The 20,790-nt window shown below is 65.6% G+C and carries 19 protein-coding genes; 8 read left to right on the plus strand and 11 right to left on the minus strand.

Going from position 1 to position 20,790, the window contains the following annotated elements; all coding sequences use genetic code 11:
* Positions 1-14 precede the first annotated feature (14 nt).
* Positions 15-1,520 carry a ribonuclease G gene (rng, locus tag ACW5DN_RS06845; protein ID WP_456961978.1) on the minus strand — a complete coding sequence of 502 codons (1,506 nt, stop codon included), beginning with the start codon at positions 1,518-1,520 and terminating at the stop codon, positions 15-17.
* Positions 1,517-2,122, minus strand: a complete 606-nt coding sequence (locus tag ACW5DN_RS06850) for a Maf family protein (protein WP_456961979.1) — start codon at positions 2,120-2,122, stop codon at positions 1,517-1,519. Before ACW5DN_RS06850 ends, rng begins: the two co-directional genes overlap by 4 nt.
* Before the next feature lie 132 nt (positions 2,123-2,254).
* Between ACW5DN_RS06850 and ACW5DN_RS06855 the strand changes: the two genes are divergently transcribed.
* Both ACW5DN_RS06855 and ACW5DN_RS06860 read left to right on the plus strand, forming a co-directional pair.
* The gene (locus ACW5DN_RS06855) at positions 2,255-3,022 is read left to right on the plus strand and encodes an SIMPL domain-containing protein (protein WP_456962982.1); all 768 of its coding nucleotides are present in this window, start codon (positions 2,255-2,257) and stop codon (positions 3,020-3,022) included.
* A 3-nt stretch (positions 3,023-3,025) separates the two neighbouring features.
* Entirely contained in the window at positions 3,026-3,235 is a 210-nt protein-coding gene (locus ACW5DN_RS06860; RefSeq protein ID WP_456961980.1) for a hypothetical protein, read from the plus strand.
* Between the two features lie 13 nt (positions 3,236-3,248).
* Here ACW5DN_RS06860 and rlmH read toward each other — a convergent pair whose 3' ends face one another.
* From rlmH to leuS, 6 genes are all read right to left on the minus strand, one after another.
* Complete coding sequence (gene rlmH, locus ACW5DN_RS06865; RefSeq protein WP_456961981.1) at positions 3,249-3,719, minus strand: 23S rRNA (pseudouridine(1915)-N(3))-methyltransferase RlmH; 471 nt, start codon at positions 3,717-3,719, stop codon at positions 3,249-3,251.
* Between the two features lie 44 nt (positions 3,720-3,763).
* On the minus strand, positions 3,764-4,207 hold the full coding sequence (gene rsfS, locus ACW5DN_RS06870) for a ribosome silencing factor (RefSeq protein ID WP_456961982.1): 444 nt from the start codon (positions 4,205-4,207) through the stop codon (positions 3,764-3,766).
* 39 nt (positions 4,208-4,246) lie between these two features.
* Entirely contained in the window at positions 4,247-4,906 is a 660-nt protein-coding gene (gene nadD / locus ACW5DN_RS06875; RefSeq protein ID WP_456961983.1) for a nicotinate-nucleotide adenylyltransferase, read from the minus strand.
* Between the two features lie 67 nt (positions 4,907-4,973).
* The gene (gene holA, locus ACW5DN_RS06880; RefSeq protein ID WP_456961984.1) at positions 4,974-6,020 is read right to left on the minus strand and encodes a DNA polymerase III subunit delta; all 1,047 of its coding nucleotides are present in this window, start codon (positions 6,018-6,020) and stop codon (positions 4,974-4,976) included.
* A 2-nt stretch (positions 6,021-6,022) separates the two neighbouring features.
* Positions 6,023-6,694, minus strand: coding sequence for an LPS-assembly lipoprotein LptE (locus tag ACW5DN_RS06885; protein WP_456961985.1), 672 nt, complete (start codon positions 6,692-6,694; stop codon positions 6,023-6,025).
* A 112-nt stretch (positions 6,695-6,806) separates the two neighbouring features.
* Positions 6,807-9,596 (minus strand): leucine--tRNA ligase, encoded by a 2,790-nt coding sequence (leuS, locus tag ACW5DN_RS06890; RefSeq protein WP_456962983.1) that lies wholly within the window; start codon positions 9,594-9,596, stop codon positions 6,807-6,809.
* A gap of 158 nt (positions 9,597-9,754) precedes the next feature.
* On the opposite strand from leuS, the gene ACW5DN_RS06895 reads away from it, so the two are divergent.
* From ACW5DN_RS06895 to ACW5DN_RS06905, 3 genes are all read left to right on the plus strand, one after another.
* On the plus strand, positions 9,755-11,473 hold the full coding sequence (locus ACW5DN_RS06895) for a diguanylate cyclase (protein ID WP_456961986.1): 1,719 nt from the start codon (positions 9,755-9,757) through the stop codon (positions 11,471-11,473).
* A gap of 66 nt (positions 11,474-11,539) precedes the next feature.
* A complete protein-coding gene (locus ACW5DN_RS06900) occupies positions 11,540-12,856 on the plus strand; it encodes an amidohydrolase family protein (RefSeq protein ID WP_456961987.1) in 1,317 nt (438 codons plus the stop codon).
* Entirely contained in the window at positions 12,853-13,335 is a 483-nt protein-coding gene (locus ACW5DN_RS06905) for a TlpA family protein disulfide reductase (RefSeq protein WP_456961988.1), read from the plus strand. The genes ACW5DN_RS06900 and ACW5DN_RS06905 overlap by 4 nt, the downstream gene beginning before the upstream one ends.
* A 32-nt stretch (positions 13,336-13,367) precedes the next feature.
* Here ACW5DN_RS06905 and ACW5DN_RS06910 read toward each other — a convergent pair whose 3' ends face one another.
* Together ACW5DN_RS06910 and ACW5DN_RS06915 are read right to left on the minus strand one after the other, a co-directional pair.
* On the minus strand, positions 13,368-13,586 hold the full coding sequence (locus ACW5DN_RS06910; protein WP_456961989.1) for a helix-turn-helix transcriptional regulator: 219 nt from the start codon (positions 13,584-13,586) through the stop codon (positions 13,368-13,370).
* An 11-nt stretch (positions 13,587-13,597) separates the two neighbouring features.
* Complete coding sequence (locus tag ACW5DN_RS06915) at positions 13,598-14,227, minus strand: hypothetical protein (RefSeq protein WP_456961990.1); 630 nt, start codon at positions 14,225-14,227, stop codon at positions 13,598-13,600.
* A 136-nt stretch (positions 14,228-14,363) separates the two neighbouring features.
* Here ACW5DN_RS06915 and trxA point away from each other — a divergent pair, with 136 nt between their 5' ends.
* Positions 14,364-15,236, plus strand: a complete 873-nt coding sequence (trxA, locus tag ACW5DN_RS06920) for a thioredoxin (RefSeq protein ID WP_456961991.1) — start codon at positions 14,364-14,366, stop codon at positions 15,234-15,236.
* Between the two features lie 25 nt (positions 15,237-15,261).
* Here the strand turns inward: trxA and ACW5DN_RS06925 are convergent, their stop codons facing one another.
* Positions 15,262-18,213, minus strand: a complete 2,952-nt coding sequence (locus ACW5DN_RS06925) for a putative bifunctional diguanylate cyclase/phosphodiesterase (RefSeq protein ID WP_456961992.1) — start codon at positions 18,211-18,213, stop codon at positions 15,262-15,264.
* A gap of 111 nt (positions 18,214-18,324) precedes the next feature.
* On the opposite strand from ACW5DN_RS06925, the gene ACW5DN_RS06930 reads away from it, so the two are divergent.
* Entirely contained in the window at positions 18,325-18,969 is a 645-nt protein-coding gene (locus ACW5DN_RS06930) for an IMPACT family protein (RefSeq protein WP_456961993.1), read from the plus strand.
* Positions 18,970-18,974: 5 nt separating this feature from the next.
* Positions 18,975-20,759: an ABC transporter transmembrane domain-containing protein gene (locus ACW5DN_RS06935; protein ID WP_456961994.1), complete on the plus strand. Its 1,785-nt coding sequence runs from the start codon at positions 18,975-18,977 to the stop codon at positions 20,757-20,759.
* The last annotated feature ends 31 nt before the right edge of the window (positions 20,760-20,790 follow it).

Here is a 20,790-nt window from a genome sequence, read left to right on the forward strand (position 1 = left end):
GCTGGCGTTGGCGGTCAGAGCAGCACGACATCGAACTGCTCCTGCGCGTACTGGTCATCAGGCTGGAACCGGACCGACTTGCCCAGGAACTCCTCCAGCTCGGCCACCGCCGCCGACTCCTCATCGGTGATCCTGGCGACCACCTTCGGAGAGGCAATCACCAGCAGGCGTTCGGCATCGAACTGGCGCACCTGCCGGACGATCTCCCGAAACACCTCGTAGACCACGGTCTCAGGCGTTTTCAGGGTCCCGCGGCCGTTGCATTCGTGGCATGGCTCGCTCAGTTGTCGCTGCAGGCTTTCGGTGGTGCGTTTGCGGGTCATCTCCACCAGTCCCAGCGGCGAGAAGTCATACACCGTGGTGCGGGCGTGGTCCTTGGCCAGCGATTTCTCCAGCGTCCGCAGCACTTGCCGCTTGTGTTCGGCATCGGTCATGTCGATGAAGTCGATGATGATGATGCCGCCCAGGTTGCGCAGCCGCAGTTGCCGGGCGACCGATTGCGCCGCCTCCAGGTTGGTGCGGTAAACCGTCTCCTCCAGGTTGCGCTGGCCCAGGAAAGAACCGGTGTTGATGTCGACCGTGGTCATTGCCTCGGTCTGGTCGATCACCAGGTAGCCGCCGGATTTCAGCGGTACCTGCTTGTCCAGCGCGCGCTGGATCTCGTCCTCCACCCCGTACAGGTCGAAGATCGGTCGGGCGCCGGCGTAGTGCTCGATCTTTTCCACCAGCCCCGGGCCGTCGGCGGCGCCGGTGGAGTCCATGAACCGGGCCGCAAACGCGCGTAGCCGATCGAAGGTTTCGCGCGAGTCCACCTTGACCTTCTCCACGTCGCGCCGGATCAGGTCGCGCACCGCGCGCAGCGGCAGAGTCAGGTCCTCATAGACGCATTCACCGACGCGTGCACTCCGGGACTTCTCCCCGATCAGCTCCCAGACCCGGCTGAGATAGGCAATATCCTCGCCCAACGCCTCTTCTGGCTGGCCTTCCGCATTGGTGCGCACGATATATCCGTGCAGGTCCTCGCCCGGCGTCAGGGCGGCGACGTGTGCTTTCAGGCGTGCGCGCTCGACTTCGTCCTCGATCCGCGCCGACACCCCGATCACCCGGGTATTGGGCAGCAGCACCAGGTACCTCGAAGGAATGCTGATCTGGGTGGACAAGCGTGCCCCCTTGCCACCAATCGGGTCCTTGACCACTTGCACGACGATTTCCTGGCCCTCGCGCAGCAGCTCGGAGATGGGCCGGGTCGGGACCGCTGGCAGGTCGGTCTCGTCGCCATCACCCAACGGCGTCGGCTTGACGATATCGGCCGCATGCAGGAATGCCGCGCGCTCCAGCCCGATATCGATGAACGCCGCCTGCATTCCCGGCATGACCCGCTGCACCCGGCCTTTGTAGATGTTGCCGACCACGCCGCGCGCCCAGCCACGCTCGATATGCAGCTCCTGCAGCATGCCGTTCTCGACCACCGCCACCCGAGTCTCGCGCGGCGTCACGTTGACCAGTATTTCTTCGCTCATGTCGCCTCCGCGCTGATCGCGTCGGGAGTCGACGCCGAACCCAGGTCGAACTGCGCCAACAAACAGCTGGTCTCGTAAAGCGGCAAACCCATCACCCCTGAATAACTGCCGGCCAAACGTGTCACGAATGTCTCAGCAAAGCCCTGGATGGCGTACCCACCGGCCTTGCCAAACGACTCGCCGCCGGCGACATAGGACTGGATGCGGGCCTCCGTCAGCACCGCGAAGGTGACCTCGGAGATCGACACCGCCTGCAATTGCCGGTTTGTCGAGACCAGCGACACCGCCGAGATTACCTGGTGGGTGCGGCCAGACAGGCGTCGCAGCATCGCGGCAGCATTGGCGCCATCGGCCGGTTTGCCGAACACTTCGCCTTCCAGCACCACTTCGGTATCGGCACCCAGTACCAATGCATCCGGGTCGCCGGCACGATCCAGCAACCCGGCCCTGGCCTTCTCACCGGCCACGCGACACACGTAGGGCTCGGCCGCCTCGTCTTGCCGCCGGCACTCGGCCACGTCCAGCTGGAGCACCTCGAATGGCACGCCCAGCCGGGCAAGCAGCTCACGGCGGCGGGGGGATCTGGAAGCAAGATGGATCATGCCGGGAAAGCATAACCTGTACAGGCTGAGCGCCGGCCGACGCGGCCGGTATCGGTGGAGACGGCTCACGGCGTGTTCACCATCAGGCCCAGACCCTTGATACCTGCCTTTCAGGAGCACACCATGCGTCCGATGCGACTTCCAAACCGACCCACACTGCGCCCTTTGATCGTCGCCACTGCGCTCGTCCTGGCGGCCACCACGATGCCTTGCCTCGCCCAGTCCGCCCGCGCGTCGATGCCGGCGAGCCGGGCACCGATGCCCGCCAATACCGGCACCCTGCTGGCGGTATCGGCCCGGGGCGAAGCGCAACGCGTGCCGGATATCGCCAGTCTGTCCACCGGCGTGGTCACGCAGGCCGCCGACGCCGAAGCGGCGATGCAGGCCAACGCCGAGCAGATGACCCGGGTGGTCGCCGCGATTCGCAAGGCGGGGGTCGCCGAACGCGACATCCAGACCAGCGGGATCAGCCTGAACCCGCAGTACCGGTACGCCGACAACCAGCCACCGACCATCACTGGCTATGAGGCGCGAAACACCGTCAACATCACCGTGCGCGACATCGGTGACCTGGGCAGCATCATCGGTACGCTGACCAGCGTCGGTGCGAACCAGATCCACGGCCCCAGCTTCGAGGTGGACGACAAACAGTCCGCTTACGACGAAGCCCGCCGGAGCGCGATCGATACGGCCCGTGCGCGGGCGCAGATGTATGCCGAATCGCTGGACATGAAGGTGCGACGCATCGTCAGCATCAGCGAAGGCAATGGCGGTTTCGGACCACCCGTGCCGATGATGGCGATGGCACGGATGGAGAAGGCCAGCGCCGACGCTCCCGTTTCGCCGGGTGAGAACACGCTGTCAGTCAATCTGGACGTGGTCTTCGAGCTGGGGAGGTAAACGATGAATAATCCCGACAACAACCGGCCGCCGGCACGGAACCCCGACAAGCACGGACCCGGACGCGACGAAGATGCCGACGCCGGCTATGCCGAGCCGAAGCCACGCGACAAGCACGACGCCCGCCAGCCGGATCCACGCAGGCCGCCCAACCCCGATGAAGGCGGCCTGGGTCGCAAACCCGAGACCGACCCGGGCGCTGCCGGCAACTGAACCCGCCCTACCGCTACGCGCGGTGGTACGGATGGTTGACCAGCAGCGCCGCGGCCCGGTACAGCTGCTCGGCGGCCACCAGGCGCACCAGCATGTGCGGCAGGGTCAGCGGGCCCAGCGACCACGACTCGTCGGCGCGGGCCAACACGTCATCGGCGTGGCCTTCGGGCCCGCCAATCAACAGGGCCAGGTCCCGCCCCTGCCCCCGCCAGTGCTCCAGTCGTTGTGCCAGCTGCTCCGAACTCCACGGCTTGCCGCGGCCGTCCAGGGTCACTACCAACGGTGACTTGGGCAACGCCGCCAGCACGCGCGCGCCTTCATCGGCCGTAGCGCGGGCGATGTCATGGTTCTTGCCGCGCAGCCCGGGCTGGATTTCGATCAATTCCAGCGGCAGCCAATGCGACAACCGCTTGCGGTAGTCCTCGAACCCTTCAGCGACCCAGTGCGGTGCACGCTCGCCGACTGCAATCAACTTTGCCTTCATGCGAGCGGTTTCCGACGCGGGGCGTCCATCGACCCGATAGCGGGCTAGAGACCGTCTTCCGCGTCGGTCTCGCCGCGGTGGTCATCGCCATACTCGTCGATGGCTTCCGGCGGCTGGTCACCGACCGTCCACAGCCGCTCCAGCGCATAGAATTCGCGCACGCGCGGCAGCATGATGTGCACCACGACATCGCCAAGATCGACCAGCACCCATTCCGCCTCGCGCTCGCCCTCAACGCCAATCGGCATCACATCGAGTTTCTTGACGAACTTGATCACCTCATTGGCGATCGACTTCACGTGCCGCGACGAGGTTCCCGAGGCAATCACCATGTAGTCGGTGACGCTGCTCTTGCCGCGCACGTCGATTTCCACGCAGTCCTTGGCCTTCAGCTCGGCAACCGCGTCACGCACGGTCTGCAGCAGGTCGTCCACGCTGGGCGGGGGGCTGGGGAGGCGGGTCTTGATGACTTGGGCTTGACTGGTCAATGCAGGCTCTGGGTTGGGTGTGGGTTGGCGGGGGTCGAATTATAACGAAGCCGGGGTGGCAACCCCGTTTGCATACAACCGGTGACGGTCGATATAGCCGGCGACGGCGGGCGGAACCAGCGCTTGCCACGGTTCTCCACCGGCGATTCGCGCACGTACATCGGTGGCCGATCCGGGGTGAAGCGGTTGCTGCAAGCGCCATACACGGCCTGCCGGAGCATCGCGCAGGGCTCCGGGATGCGTTGTCCAACGGTCCTGGAGGAACGTCGACAGGGTTCCGGGAAGCGTTTGATCAAGGTCGACCGCGGGGCGCTCTGCAACCACGAAATGCGCGAGCTCGAACAACGCCTGCCACTCTTTCCAGGTGGGCAGGCCCAGCAGGCCGTCAGCGCCAATCAGCAAGGCAACGGGGGCTTGCGGCCCCAGTTCGGCGCGAATGCCGCGCAGGGTATCGATCGAGTACGACGGCGTGCTGCGGGCCAACTCGCGGCGGTCGACCAGCAATCCGGACTCGCCAGCCACTGCCAGATCGAGCATCTGCGCTCGCTGGAGCGCACTGGCACCCGGCGCGTCCCGGTGCGGCGGATCGGCGGCTGGCATCAGGCGGATGACGGCGTCCAAACGATCGCGCGCATGCCGTGCGACCTGCAAATGGCCACAATGCACGGGGTCGAACGTGCCGCCGTAGAACACAGCCAAACCGTCGGCTAAACCGTCAACAAGACCGGCGCCCGCTCCGGTGGCTGCCACTCCGGCGGCACCCGGCTCAGGCACTCGAGCGCGCCAGCAGATGGATGGCACGCGGCTCCGCGACCGCCAGCAGCAGGCGCTCCAGTGCCACCCACGCATCGCCCGGCTCACGCCCCTTGGCCATGCGGTCGACCCGCCCGACCTGCGATACAAACGCGTCCCAGTGGGCGGCGGAGTGGCGTTGCAGCGCCCGGTGGTACATCGGCTGCTTGGAATCCCAGATCCGCTGCGCCTTAAACTCGCTGGCCAGGCTGCCCCCGCGTGCCTGGATCCGTGCCAGTGCGGCGGTGCGCTGCAGCTCCATCACCACCATGCCCAGCAACGCCGGCACCGCGACACCTTCCGCGCGCAAGCCGGCGAGCATCCGCGACAGCTGGCCGGCGTTGCCGTTCATGGCGGCGTCAATGACCCGGAACACGTCGAAGCGCGCCGCATCGGCGACCAGCGACTCCATCGTCGCCAGATCGAGGCTTCCATCGATGGCCAACAACGCCAGCTTGTCGATCTCTTGCGCAGCGGCCAACAAGTTGCCGTCGATGCGCTCAATCAACTGCTGCACGGCTTCGGCATCGGCACGTACGCCGCGGGAGCGCAGGCGCTGCTCGACCCAGCCGGGCAACTCGTGCGGCTTGACCGGCCAGGCAATCGCGATCTTGCCAATCCGGCCGATCGCATCACTCCATTTACCGGTGTGCTTCCTGCTCCACTCACCGGTAGTCACCAGCAGTACGACATCGGCCGGGGGATCGGCGCAAAACTCACTGATCAATGCCCCTCCCTCCTTGCCTGGCTTGCCAGTGGGCAAGCGCAGCTCAATCAGGCGACGGCTGGCGAACAGGCTGGGCGCGCCGAGGCTTGCCTTCATCGCCGCCCAGTCAGGCTCGCGCTGGTTACCTTCGGCCTCGAACACCTCACGTTCGGCGACCCCCTGGGCACGGGCAGCGGCACGCACTGCATCGGCCGCTTCCAGCACGCGCAAAGGCTCGGAACCGGCGATCAGGTAGGCGGAGGCAAGCGACCCGGAGGCGAGCTGGGCAACCAGCTGTTCGGGTTTCAGCTCCATCGTCAGCGCGGACGCGGGGGAGCCGGCTCGTCCGACGGATCGGTATCGGCAGGCTCTTCGGTTACCGGCGTTTCAACGGCTGGGGGGCTGACCGGCGCGGGCGGCAACGGTGCAACGGCATTGGCGGCGTCCATCGCGGCCTGCGCCGCGTCCGTGGTCTCGATGAATACCTGTGAAGGGTCACCACCCCCCACCATGGTCCCGCTGGCGGCCGTGTCGAGGCGCCGCAGTATCGAGGCCGCCATTTCACGTTGCAACTCGCGCACCAGGATATCGCGCTCGCCCTCGGTGCCTATCGAGTTGTTCGGCACCGAGATGTAATCCCGGGACATCTCGATATTCTGTTCGGGCACCAGCAAGCTGCCATCACCATTGCGCAACTCGAATACGACCGCGTAGCGCAGGCTGAATTCCTGCGCACGGCCACGCGCATCCACGCTGATCGGGGTATCGCCCCAACGCTCGGCCTTCAATTCCAGAACCGCCGGGTTTTCGGTCGCCGCGGTCGCCGGCGTTGCGCCGGCGCGTACCAGCGACGCGGCCAGCGACTCGGCCAACGGGCTGTAACGACTGCTGGAGACGACCTTGACCGGATCCATCCCGGCCGGCAATGTCAGCGCGTCGCGCAACTGGAAACCACAGGCGGACAAGGCCAGTGCGAGGGCGAGAAACATCAGTGCTCGGATCATCGTGCGAGTCTGACCCACGCGGATGGGCGCATCAAGCATGAAAGCAACGCCGGGCTGAACCGGGCGCGGCACAAAGCGACGGCAGATGATCCACCACTCAGCCCGCCACGATGTTGACGATCTTGCCCGGCACTACGATCACTTTGCGCACGCTCAGGCCCTCCAGGAACTTGGCCACGTGCGGCTCGGCCAGCGCCAGTTGCTCGATTTCGGCCTTGTCCAGGTTGACCGGCACTTCGATGGTGCCGCGCAGCTTGCCATTGATCTGCACCGCCATCACCAGCGCGTCGCGGGTCAGCGCGGCAGGATCGACCTGCGGGAACGGGACGTCTTCCAGCAGCGTCTCCGGGTGGCCCAGCGCCTGCCACAGGGCATGGCTGGTGTGCGGGGTGACCGGGTTCAGCAGCAGCACCATCGCCTGCAGCGCCTCGTGGCGTACCGCCCGGCCCGCATCGCTCATGTCCTTGAACCGGCTGACGTGGTTCAACAGCTCCATCAGCGCGGCGATCGCGGTATTGAAGGCGTGGCGGCGACCGTAATCGTCGCCCACCTTCTGGATGGTGGCATGCAGCTGCCGGCGCAGGGATTTCTGCGCCGTGTCCAGCACCGTGCCGGCCTTCAGCAGATCGTTCACCGACGGATGGTCGGGCTGCCCCACATGGCTCAGCACCTCGCGCCAGAACCGGCGTAGGAACCGCGCCATGCCTTCCACGCCGGCCTCGTTCCACTCCAGCGACAGATCCGGCGGCGCGGCGAACATCGAGAACAGGCGCACGGTGTCGGCACCGAACTTGTCGACCATCAGGCGAGGATCGACGCCATTGTTCTTGGACTTGGACATCTTCTCGACGCCGCCGATCACCACCGGCCTGCCATCGGCCTTGAGCGTCGCGCCGGTAATGCGGCCACGCTCATCTCGCACGATCGACACGTCGGCGGGGTTGATCCAGTCCTTCGCACCGTTGGCTTCTTCGCGATAGAAGGTCTCGGCGATCACCATGCCCTGGGTCAGCAGGTTGGTCGCCGGCTCGTCGCTGTCGACCAGGCCCTGGTCGCGCAGCAGCCGGTGGTAGAAGCGGAAATACAGCAGGTGCAGGATCGCGTGTTCGACGCCGCCGATGTACTGGTCGACCGGCAGCCAGTGGTTGGCGCGCTCGTCGACCTGGGTGGCCGCGCCCGGCGAGGTGTAACGCGCGTAATACCAGCTCGATTCCATGAAGGTGTCGAAGGTGTCGGTCTCACGTTCGGCCGCGCTACCGCAGCTCGGGCAGGTGGTCTTGCGCCATTCCGGGTCGGCCTTGATCGGCGAGCCGGTGCCCATGAACGCGACATCCTCGGGCAATACCACCGGCAGCTGCTCCTCCGGAACCGGCACGGCGCCACAATCCTGGCAATAGACCACGGGGATCGGGCAGCCCCAGTAGCGCTGGCGGCTCACGCCCCAATCTCGCAGGCGGAAATTGACCCGACGCGCACCCCGGCCTTCGGCCTCGAACCTGGTGGCCAACGCATCAAACGCCTGCTGGAAATCCATCCCGTCGTATTCGCCGGAGTTCACCAACCAACCGCGCTGGGTATACGCCTGGCTGGCGAGGCCCTGCTGGAACTGCTCGACCACCTGCACCGCCGCGCCGGTGTCGTAGACATCGGTCGCACCGGCCTGGCCCAGCGCGCTGGCCATCGGGTCCGCATGCGTGCCCAGGTCACGGCGGATTTCCACCAGCGCATCGCGCACCGAGTCGGGCACGATGACCAGCTTGACGGGCAACTGGTAGTGCGTGGCAAATTCGTGGTCGCGCTCGTCGTGGCCGGGCACCGCCATCACCGCGCCGGTGCCATAGTTCATCAGCACGAAGTTGGCGACGTACACCGGCAACGGCTCGCCGGTGACCGGATGCAGCGCGCGCAAGCCGGTGTCCATGCCGCGCTTTTCCTGGGTTTCCAGCTCCGCCTCGCTGACACCGCCCTTGCGCAGGTCGGTGATGAACGCGGCCAGGTCGTTGTTGCCGGCGGCAGCATGGGTCGCCAGCGGATGCTCGGCGGCGATCGAGACGAACGTCACCCCCATCAAGGTGTCCGGCCGGGTCGTGAACACGGTCAACGGCTCCAGCTCCGCCCCGTCGGCATCATGCCCGTCGACATCACGCACGTCGAAGCGGATATCCAGCCCCTCACTGCGGCCGATCCAGTTGCGCTGCATGGTCTTGACCGCATCCGGCCAGCCCGGCAGGTTGTCCAGCCCGTCGAGCAACTCTTGCGCGTAGTCGGTGATCTTCAGGAACCACTGCGGAATCTCACGCTTCTCCACCAGCGCGCCGGTGCGCCAGCCGCGGCCATCGATGACCTGCTCGTTGGCCAGCACGGTCTGGTCGACCGGGTCCCAGTTCACCACCGAGTTCTTGCGGTAGGCCAGGCCCTGCTTCATCAGCCGCACGAACATGCGCTGCTCATGGACGTAGTACGACGGCTCGCAGGTGGCGAACTCGCGCGACCAGTCGATCGCGTACCCCATCTGTCGCAGCTGCGCCTTCATGTGCTCGATGTTGGCGTAGGTCCACTTCGCCGGTGCGGTGTGGTTCTTGATCGCGGCATTCTCGGCTGGCAGGCCGAACGCGTCCCAACCCATCGGCTGTAGCACGTTGTGGCCGGTCATCCGCTTGTATCGACTGATCACGTCGCTGATCGTGTAGTTGCGCACGTGGCCCATGTGCAACGCACCCGACGGGTACGGCAGCATCGACAGGCAGTAGTACTTGGGCTTGTCGGACGACTCGTCGGCCTCGAACGCGCGCGTACCGTCCCAGAAGCGCTGGGCGGCGGCCTCCACGGCCTGTGGGTCGAACCCGTGGGCATTGGCGGCACCGTGATCGAGGGTGCTGGGGTCGATGGAAGCTTCAGTGGGCACGGCGTGGGACCGGAGATGGTTGGATCGGAAAGCCTACCGCAGCGCAACAAACCCTGCCATGCGGGCGCGCGAGCCGGCCTGACACCCGTCATGGCACACTTGTTGCACAGCTTGAACCTACTCCGAAGAAAGCCGCAAAGATGGTTCCTGTCAACACCCTCCCACCCAGCAAACTACGCCCTTATCGAATACCGGCCTTCGTGCTGTCGGTCGTCGTGCTGATTTGCGTGGGCGTGGCGATGGTTCTGAGCATCCGCAACTTCACGCGCAGCACCGACCTGGTGGAACACAGCTATCAGGTAATCAGCACGGCGGAGGCGATCCGCTCCTCGATCCGGTCGGCGGAATCCAGTGCACGCGGTTACCGCCTCAGTGACCGCGACTCGCTGTTGATGGAATACCAGGCCACGCTTCCGGCGATCCGGGACGCGACTTCACGATTGGTGGTCAGAACCCAGGACGACCCGGACCAGCAGGCTCGTGCGCTGGAGCTGGAAACGCGGGTGGATGACCGGATGGCCGAACTGCAACGGCTGGTCGACATGCAGCTGAATCTGGGCATGGCAGAAACCCAGCGCGAGGGGCTCAACAGCTCCGGCTTTGGCCAGATGCAACAGATTGACGCGCTCATCGGTACCGTCCTGAGCCACGAACGTCACTTGCTACTCACGCGCCGGCAAACCATGTCTACCCTTGCGACCGTCACTACCGTCGGAGTGGTGGCGGGCATCCTGCTGCCGCTGGCACTGCTGGGCCTGCTGCTGGGCGGCCTGACGCGGGAAAACCGACGCAGCCGGAGACTGGAGCGCGACACCCGCAATGCCCTGCGGGAGCTTGCCGTATCGCTGGAGCAACGCAGCCAATTGTCCGAACAGCGCCGCGTGCTGGGCGCGTATGCGGGTATTTTGCAAAGCTGTGAGGATCTGAACGAAGCGCTCAACGTCACCGCCGAGGTGATCGCGCAAATGTTGCCCAATACTGGCGGTCATTGCTACGTGCTGCGCTCGTCGTTGAACCAGGTCGAGGCCGTTTCCGGGTTCGGCACCGAGACGATTCCCAGTGACCTGGTGTGGACGCCGTCCGCTTGTTGGGGCATCCGCCGCGGTCAAACCCATCGCAGCGGCCACGGCCCGGGCAACGTCTACTGCAGTCACCTCCACATCGCAGACCTGCCTCCGGATGGCTGGACACTATGTGTGCCGCTGATGGCCCAAGGCGTCTCGCTGGGCCTGCTGCATGTCAACGGCGCCACTGGCGGCGGCGTCGAAGACGTGCAGGTGGTGGAAGCCGTCGCCGAGCAGTTGAGCCTGGCCATGATCAATCTGCAGCTGCGCGAGTCGCTGCGGGTGCAATCGCTGCGCGACCCGCTCACCGGTCTGTACAACCGCCGCTATCTGGAAGACAACACCCAGCGCGAGCTGCAACGTTGCCAGCGGCGCGGGCTTCCCCTGTCGGTGATCATGCTGGACGTCGATAATTTCAAGCGCTTCAACGACGAACACGGCCATGCCGCCGGCGACGCGCTGCTGACGGCCATCGCGCAGACCCTGCAGGAGCACACCCGCGGCGAGGACATCGTGTGCCGGTATGGCGGCGAGGAATTCACTGTGGTGATGCCCGAAGCCAGCGCCGAGGACGCCCGGCGGCGAGCGGAGGAAATCCGCAGCGCGATCGCTGCCACCACCGTGGTGCACCTGCGCAAGACCCTGGGGCCGACCACGGCGTCACTGGGCGTGGCGACATTCCCCGTCGATGGCAGTACACCTGCCGAACTGATCGGATTGGCCGACAAGGCGCTATATCGCGCCAAGGCGGAGGGACGCAACCGGCTCGTAGTGCATCACAGCACGACGGTCTGACGGCTGCCAACAGCCGTTCGTCCTGCCGTGCTTCAATCGGGTCATCCTCATCGTCGGACACCGTCCATGACCGCTCGCCTGGTTTGCACCGCCCTCGCGCTTTCCTGCCTGTCCTTCACCGGCCACACCGCCCCCGCACCAACCGCCCTGCACTGCGGCCAGCTGTTCGACAGCCGCAGCGGTGAAGTGCTCGGCCCGCACACCGTGCTGGTTCGTGATGGCCGGATTGCCGAGATCATCAGCGGCCACGCCGACGTCCCCGGCACGGCCGGCATCGATCTGTCGGGGCACACCTGCACGCCGGGCTGGACCGACCTGCACGTGCACCTGGGCAGCCAGTCCAGCCCGGACAGCTACTCGGAAGGCTTCCGCCTGGACGACGTCGACTACGCATTCCGCTCGGTGGGCTATGCGAACAAGACCCTGCTGGCCGGCTTCACCAGCGTGCGCGACCTCGGTGGCGACGTTGCCCCGCACCTGCGCGACGCGATCAACCACGGCCTGGTGGACGGTCCGCGGATCTGGGCCGCCGGCAAGTCGATCGCCACCACCGGTGGCCACGCCGACCCGACCAACGGCTACAACTCCACCCTGTCCCACCTGCTCGGCCCGCCCGGCCCGACCGAGGGCGTGATCAACTCGATCGATGACGCCCGCCAGGCCGTGCGCCAGCACTACAAGGACGGCAGCGACGTGATCAAGATCACGGCCACCGGCGGCGTGCTGTCGTATGCCAAGTCCGGCGATGCGCCGCAGTTCCGGGTCGACGAAATCCAGGCCATCGTCGATACCGCCAAGGACTACGGCTACCGCGTCGCCGCCCACGCCCACGGCGAGGAAGGCATGCGCCGCGCGGTGGAGGCCGGTGTCACCAGCATCGAGCACGGCACCTACATGAGCGACGAGGTGATGGCGCTGATGAAGCGCAAGGGCACCTGGTATGTCCCGACCATCTACGCCGGCCGCTTCGTCGCTGACAAGGCGAAGATCGACGGTTACTTCCCCGACGTGGTGCGGCCCAAGGCCGCCCGGATCGGCGCGTTGATCCAGGCCACGGCCGGACGCGCGTACGAGGCCGGGGTCAAGATGGCCTTTGGCACCGACATGGGTGTCGGCCCGCATGGCGACAACGCGCGCGAGTTCGTCTACCTGGTCGAGGCCGGCATCCCGGCCGCCGTCGCGCTGCAGATGGCCACGATCCGCGCTGCCGAGGTGCTCGGGATCGACGATCAGGGCGTGATCGCAACCGGCCAGCGCGCCGACATCGTCGCCGTGAAGGGCAACCCGGTGGAAGATATCAACCGCGTGCTCGACGTCGCGTTCGTGATGAAGGATGGCGTGGTCTACAAGCAACCCGACGCAGCGCCGAGCCAGAAGCAATGACGCTCCTGCCTGCCCCGCCGTGGTCGGTCTCGCGATGGTTCAATGCCGAGCCCGGCTTGAGCTTGGCATCACTACGTGGCCGGCCGGTGTTCCTGCACGCCTTCCAGATGCTCTGTCCGGGTTGCGTGCAACACGCGGTGCCGCAGAGCCTGAAGATCGCCGCAACCTTCGCCAATACCGAGCTGGCAATCATCGGCCTGCACACCGTGTTCGAGCATCACGACGTGATGGCCCCGGCCGCGTTGCAGGTGTATCTGAGCGAGAACCGGATCGACTATCCCGTAGGCGTCGATGCCTATCGCGATGACGATGCGGCCGCACATCCACTGCCGCTCACGATGCAGACCTACGCGATGCAAGGCACACCGACGTTGTGCCTGATCGACCGCAAGGGCCGACTTCGTACCCAGCACTTCGGTCTGGTGGACGACCTGCAACTGGGTGCGGAGATCGGGATGCTGCTGGCCGAACAAGGCTGACTGGTACGCCTCCACTCGCACGCGTGTCCAGTTTATTTTGTCCGCGCCCATTGGAAAACTTCGTCGATACCGACATCGAACGCGTGCGCAATGCGAAACGCCAGTTCCAGCGACGGCGCGTACTTGCCCGCCTCAAGCGCGATGATGGTTTGCCGGGTCACCCCGCATGCCTCGGCCAACACCTGCTGGGTCATCTCGCCATTGGCGAAGCGCAAGGCACGGATGGTGTTTGTTATCGGGGTCGATGCCATCCTGGCCGGGCTCAATGCCGGTCGCGCCAGTAAAACACGGCGATCGCGACGTATTCGATCAGGCAGCTCGCCATCATCCCAAAGATCAGCAGGTTGGCGATCACCAGATGGCTCGCCCACTGCAACCGGTCCGGCGGTGACAAGCCGAGCGTGACGGCCAGGCCGATACCGAAAACCACCAGTCCCGTTCGCGCCCATCCAACGGCCTTGGCAGCGATCTCGCGGTCGCGCTCGTCTTCTGCCACGGCGCCTTTCCAGCGCGTCGCAAGAACGCTCGACAGCACGTTCCATGCAATCAGCAACAGCACCAGGTTGCGTACGACCCGGCGGGTGCCGGAATCGTTCCAGACCGTCGCCGCAAGAAATACATCCGCGTTGGACGCAAAGTAGGCGACCGCGGCGGCCATGAACGCGGTTCCGATCCAGGCCTTCCATTCGCCCGGCGACGCTGCCTGGGTGACCGTGTCGCGTGGCAACCGGCTCGCCGCGAAGAGCGACACCCACGCAACCGTGATCAGCAGCACCATGCCGACGTTGCCGGTATCGATCCCGAGCAGCGACTCCGGGCTCGCCAGCAGCAACCAGAACGCGAACATGGCCAACAGCAACAAACCCAGGCTGCCCCAGCGACGTATGGTCATTGTTTGTTCGCTCCAGCGGACTAAATGTAAACTACACATTACATTCGAACGACCCGATGTCAACTATTTTTTACATTTGGTTGGAATCAGCCGTGCTGGCACCATCTAGAACTGAACTTCATTCGCGAGTCGCCAAATGCCTGACGCCATTGCCGCCCCCCACGTCTTCGACGCCACCACCGAGGGTTTCGAGGCCGACGTTCTGCAGAAATCCATGCAGACGCCGGTGCTGGTCGATTTCTGGGCCGAATGGTGCGAGCCATGCAAGCAGCTTGGCCCGGTGCTGGAAAAACTGGCTGCCGAGTACCACGGCAGCTTCGAGCTGGCCAAGGTCGATGTCGACAAGCAACCGCAGCTGGCCGAGGCCTTCCAGGTGCGATCGATCCCGACCGTGTTCCTGGTCAAGGGCGGGCAGATCGCAGACGGGTTCCCGGGCGTGATTCCCGAAGGCCAGATCCGCGAGTTCCTCAAGCAACACGGCGTCGAGCCGGGCGAGGCGCCGCCGGCCGATGACACCGAACCCGAAGTCGTGCCGCTGGACCCGGTTGCCGAGGTGGCGCGCCTGCGCGAAGCCGTCGCGGACGCGCCCGACAACGCCGAACTCAAGCTCGACCTTGCCGTGGCGCTGCTGCAAACCGGCGATGGCGACGAGGCGACGCGCCTGCTGGATGCCCTGCCGGCCAATCTGGCGACCGATGACCGCAGCGTGCTCGCGCGTGCCCGGCTCGGGTTCGAGAAACTGGCAAAGGATGCGCCTGCCATGGACGTGCTGCAGCAGGCGGTCGCGGGCAATCCCGATGACCTGCGTGCGCGCCATCTGCTGGGGGCGCGCCACATCGTCGCCGGGCAACCCGAGGCCGCGCTGGAGCAGTTCATCGAGATGCTGGCGCGCGACCGCACGTTCGACAACGGCTTGCCCCGCACCGCATTGATCGACGCGTTCCGGGTCACCGACGATACCGTGTTGGTCAGCCGCTACCGCCGCCGGATGTCTTCGTTGCTGTTCTGAGTCCGCATCGGTCAGCCGATGCCGATCACTGCACACCGATCACAATCGGCTGCTCCGTCGACAGCATCTGTTCCGCCGGACGGCCCAGCAGATAGCCCTGCCCGGATCCACAGCCCAGTTCATGCAGGATGTCGCGCTGCGCTTCGGTCTCGATGCCTTCACCGATGGTGTAGATGCCCAGGGCGCCGGCCAGTGCCTGGATCGCACGCACCACGGCGATGCTTCCCGCCTGGTTCTCGCCGGTCAGGCCAGCGACGAAGCTCTGGTCGATTTTCAGGCACTCGATCGGGAAGCGATGCAGGTAGGACAGCGCCGAGTAGCCAGTACCGAAATCATCCAGTTGGGCCAGTACGCCGCGCTCGCGCAGCGCATGCAGGGTCCGCAATGCGCGCGGCATGTCGTCCAGCAGTGCCACCTCGGTGATCTCCACGCGCAACCGACGCGGGTCGGCGCCGGCACTGTCGGCCAGCCGCAGCAAGCGGTCGGAAAAGTCCCCGTTGCGGAAATGCCGGGGCGAGACGTTGATCGAGACATACCCGTCACCCGTGGTACTCGCCAGGCCCGCGATTACCCGGGCGTACATCAGCCAGTCGACCTCTTCAATCAGGCCGTTGTCCTCGCCCAGGCCGATGAACTCGCCCGGCGCCAGCAAACCACGGCTTGGATGCTGCCACCGCAGCAATGCCTCATGCCCGATCACCTTCATGTCGTCCAGCCTGACGATCGGCTGGTAGTAGGCAACGAAATTGTCGTCATTGATGGCGCGGCGCAAGTTGGACTCGAGCTCTAGGATCCGCAACGCGTCCTCGCGCATGTCCTCGTCGAACACGATCGAGCGGTCACGGCCACTTGCCTTGGCGCGATACATCGCCGCGTCGGCATCGCGCAGCAACTCCGCGCCGGTACGGTGACGTGGATGCCACAGGGCAATACCCAGGCTGGCGGAAGGGAATACCTCGCGGCCTGCGGCCAGGTAAGGCCGGCCGAGCAGGTACAAGATGCGATGCGCGAGTTCCTGGGCCACGTGCAGGCCTTCGATATCGTTGACCAGGATCGCGAACTCGTCGCCCCCCAGCCGGGCGACCATGTCCTCGCCGCGAACGGCCGACACGATCCGCCGACCGGCCTCCACCAGCAGGTCGTCACCGGCGGAGTGGCCGACGCTGTCGTTGACCAGCTTGAACCGGTCCAGGTCAAGGAACAACAACGCGAACGAACGCGAAATCCCATTTTCTCCGACCGACTGTGCGTTGGACTGCGCGGTGCGGATCGCGGCGGAGATCCGATCCAGCAACTGGGTCCGGTTTGGCAGGCCGGTCAACGCGTCATGGTGGGCCTGGTAGGTCAGTTCCTGCTCGGCACGCAGGCGCTCGCCAATCTGCTCGAGCAGCTCCGCGTTGGCCATCGCCAAGTCGCGCGTACGTGATTGCACCCGTTGCTCGAGCTCCCCATGGGCGGCGACCAGCCACTCCTGGGACTGCTTGCGGGTCAGCCCGATACTGATGTGGTTGGCCACGAACGTCAGCAGGTCCTGGTCTCGCGCCGTGAAGGCAATGGCGGGGGAGTAACTCTGCACCGCAATCGCCCCGACCACCTTGTCATCACGGTAGAGCGGCACCCCCAGCCAGCATTGCGACATGGTGCCGTGACTACGCAGGCGGCCTTGCGACTCCAGTTGGCTGATCCGCTTCCGGTCCGCCAACAATGCAATGCCGGTGGAGATCACGTACTCGGTCATCCCCTGATCCAGCCGACGGTTGACGCGGACGATGTCGCGCTCATCCACGGAGTAGGGGAACTCGAGCCGGTCACCCTCCTTCGACAACAGCGCGATGTAGAAATTTCGCGCATACAACAACTCGCCCACAACATCGTGGACCTGGGCATAGAAGCGTTCCAGAGTCTCCGAGGTAATCGACAACTCGGCAATCCGGAACAACGCGCGCTGCAGCCGTTCGGCTCGTTGACGCTCGACGATCTCCGCCTGCAGGTCGCGGTTGCTCAACTGCAGTGCCTGGGTCCGCTCCTCGACGCGACGCTCCAGCTCCTCCCGGGCCTGGTGGCGATCCAATGCGGTGAGGATGTGCTGGGCAACGAACACCAGCAACGTCCGCTCCTCGTCGCCATAGCTGTGCGGCTGGTCATAGCTTTGCACCACGATGGCGCCGCACACCCGGTCATCACGACGAAGGAGCACCCCCAGCCAGTCCTCGCTGTCGGGGCCGTGGTTGCTGTCAGAGGCAACGCCGAGCTGATCGCGGACATAGTCGGAAGGCCCCTGTACCGGATCGCCATGCCGCAACAACGCGAAGGTCAGGCTGTTGGGCGTGTTTTCACCGTGTATCTCGTGGTCCGGGTCAGGGACGAACGTGTCGATACGGTCGGCAAAATACAGGAACCGGTAACACTCGCGCACATCGTCATACAGCACGATGTAGAAGTTCTCGGCAACCATCAGGCCGGCGACGACGCCGTGGATGCGCTGCAGCATGTCGGCCATTTCAAGGTCCGAACCCGCCAGGTCGGCGATCTCGTACAGCGCCTGCTGCAGCCGCTCGGACTTCTCCAGTGATTCCGCGCGCGCTTGCGCAATGTCGGCGAGCATGTGCAGATCGACGATCCGCCTGGCCAGGTCCTCCCAGCCCGTCCGCAAGGGTTGCGCCATCGGCTCGGCCAGCTCGGCCACGATTGCCGCCGGCCCGGCTTCGCCATGCCAACCCATCTCGACCCGGCGCAGGCTGCCGTCACCATGATCCTGATCGCCATCGTCGCCATGGCCAGCCTTCAGTACCCGCTCGGCGCGAGCCACCAAAGTCGCATCAACGCCCATCGACGTCGAACCGGCCGGCCGGCCATCGGCATCGTGCCAGCGCAGCACCACCTGCGAGCAGCCAGGCAACGCCGCCTGCAGTGCGCCGGCCAGCGAATCCGCGTCACCTGAACCTGCCTGGACTGCCGTGTCAGGCAGACTGGTCATTTGGGCATCTGTACTTCGCACCGATATCGTCCCCGTTTCATTCGCGCAGGATAACGCGCCGACCCGACTTCGCGCCCGTTCTCCACCAACGCCCTTGCGTCGGTATCGCCAATGGGTACCCTGCAGGCGATGAACGAGACTGCCAACAGCCATACCCTGGCTCGATCCGTCCGCCATGCAATCGAGGTCAAGAACAGCCGGTTCCTGGCCCTGGCCACGTCCGTGGCCTCCCCGGAAGACGCGCTGGCCTTCGTCACCGAAGTCGCCGACGCTACCGCAAACCACAACTGTTGGGCGTACCGGATCGGCGGCCTGTACCGTTCCAGCGATGATGGCGAACCCGCCGGAACCGCCGGACGGCCCATTCTCGCCGCGATTGACGGCCAGGGGCTGGATCAGGTCATCGCCGTGGTGACCCGGTGGTTTGGCGGCATCAAGCTGGGAGCCGGTGGCCTGGTGCGTGCGTATGGCGGTTGTGCCGCCGAATGCCTGCGAACCGCTCCGCGCCGCGAGCTGATCGAGTACATCCACTGCCAGCTTGCATTTGATTTCGCCGACACCGGCGCGGTTCACGCCGCTCTGGTCGCGTATCAGGTGGACAAGCTCGACGAGCGGTTCCATGCCGGCGGCAGTGTCCTGCAACTGCGCCTGCCCGCGCGCCAACTGGGGGCACTGACAAGCCATTTGCGCGATGCCACCCGCGATCGTGCGCGGCTGCAGCAGCGCGACGCGCACCCCATCGATAGCGGACAATAGTCGCCATGACTGCCAATACCGCGTCCGCCCCCAGCCCGGAAACCCGACCCAAACCCTCCATCGGCAGCCTGCAAACCTTGTGGCCCTTCGTGCGCAAGCACACCGGCTTGTTCAGTGGCTGGCTGGTGGCGCTGGCGTGCTCGTCAGCGGCCACGTTGAGCCTGCCGATCGCGTTCAAGACGATGATCGACAAGGGCTTTGCCCAAGGCGGCGGCAGCGCCATCGACCAGGCCTTCATGCTGCTGTTCGCGGTGGCCGTGGCACTGGCACTGGCGACGGCGGCCCGTTTCTTTTTCGTGTCCTTGCTGGGCGAACGCGTGGTTGCCGACCTGCGCGAGCGCCTGTACTCGCACCTGATCACCCTGGACGCCAGCTTCCACGACCGCAGCCGCAGCGGCGAACTGGTCTCGCGGCTGACGGCGGATGCCGAGCTGCTGCGCAGCCTGATCGCCACCAGTATGTCGGTCGCCCTGCGCAGCCTGGTGACCTTCGTTGGCAGCATCGTGATGCTGTTTGTCAGCAGCCCGCACCTGGCGGCCTACGCGCTGGTCGGCATCCCGCTGGCGGTGTTGCCGATCGTGGTCGGCGGTCGCCGGCTGAAGAAGATCTCCCGTGCCAGCCAGGACCGCGTTGCCGATGCGAACACGATGGCCAACGAGACCCTGGGTGCCGTGGGCACGGTGCAGGCGCATGTCCGCGAGTCCTACGAGCTGGGTCGTTTCCGCGATTCGCTCAAGATTGCCGTGGCCACCGCGCGCCGCCGCATCCAGGCCCAGGCCTGGGTGACTGCGATCGCGATCATGCTGGTATTCGGCGCGATCACGCTGGTGCTGTGGTCGGGCGCACACGACGTGATGGACGGCAACATGAGCGCCGGCACGCTGGGCCAGTTCGTGTTGTATGCACTGATCGGCGGCGGCTCGATTGGCTCGCTGGCGGAGGTCTGGAACGAGATCCAGCGAGCATCCGGCGGCATGGGACGCATCAGCGAGCTGCTGGAGGAAACCTCGGTGATCACCGCGCCGGAGCATCCGCAGCCACTACCGCAACCGGTACGCGGCGAGATCAAGCTGGATCACGTCACCTTCCACTACCCGATGCGTCCCGACCGGCCGGCGCTGGAAGATTTCAGCCTGCACATCCAACCGGGCGAGACGGTAGCGCTGGTCGGCCCGTCGGGCGCGGGAAAGAGCACGGTGTTGTCGTTGTTGCTGCGTTTCCACGACCCACGCAGCGGCACGATCAGCGTGGATGGCATCGATATCCGCCAGTTCGATCCGGGCAAACTGCGCAGCGCAATGGCGCTGGTGTCGCAGCAGCCCAGCATCTTTGCCACCAGCGCGCGTGACAACATCCGCTACGGCCGCCTGGAAGCCAGCGATGGCGATGTGGAGGCCGCGGTCGAGGCCGCCCACGCCACCGACTTCATCCAGGCGCTGCCACAAGGGCTGGATACCGAACTGGGCGAACGCGGCGCGCGCCTGTCTGGTGGCCAGCAACAACGCATCGCCATTGCCCGTGCGTTGCTCAAGGACGCCCCGATCCTGCTGCTCGACGAGGCCACCAGCGCGCTGGATGCGCAGAGCGAGCGCGCCGTCCAACAAGCACTCGACACGCTGATGGAAGGCCGCACGACGCTGGTCATCGCCCACCGGCTGGCAACGGTGTTGAAGGCCGACCGCATCGTGGTGCTCGACCATGGCCGCGTGGTCGCCGAAGGCAGCCATGACCAGTTGCTGGCCCAGGGCGGCCTGTACGCGGAGCTGGCCAAGCTGCAATTCCTGGATTGATCGCGCCCCACCCTGCGGCAATTCGTGACGG

This window comes from Lysobacter sp. A289 (genome assembly GCF_054072675.1).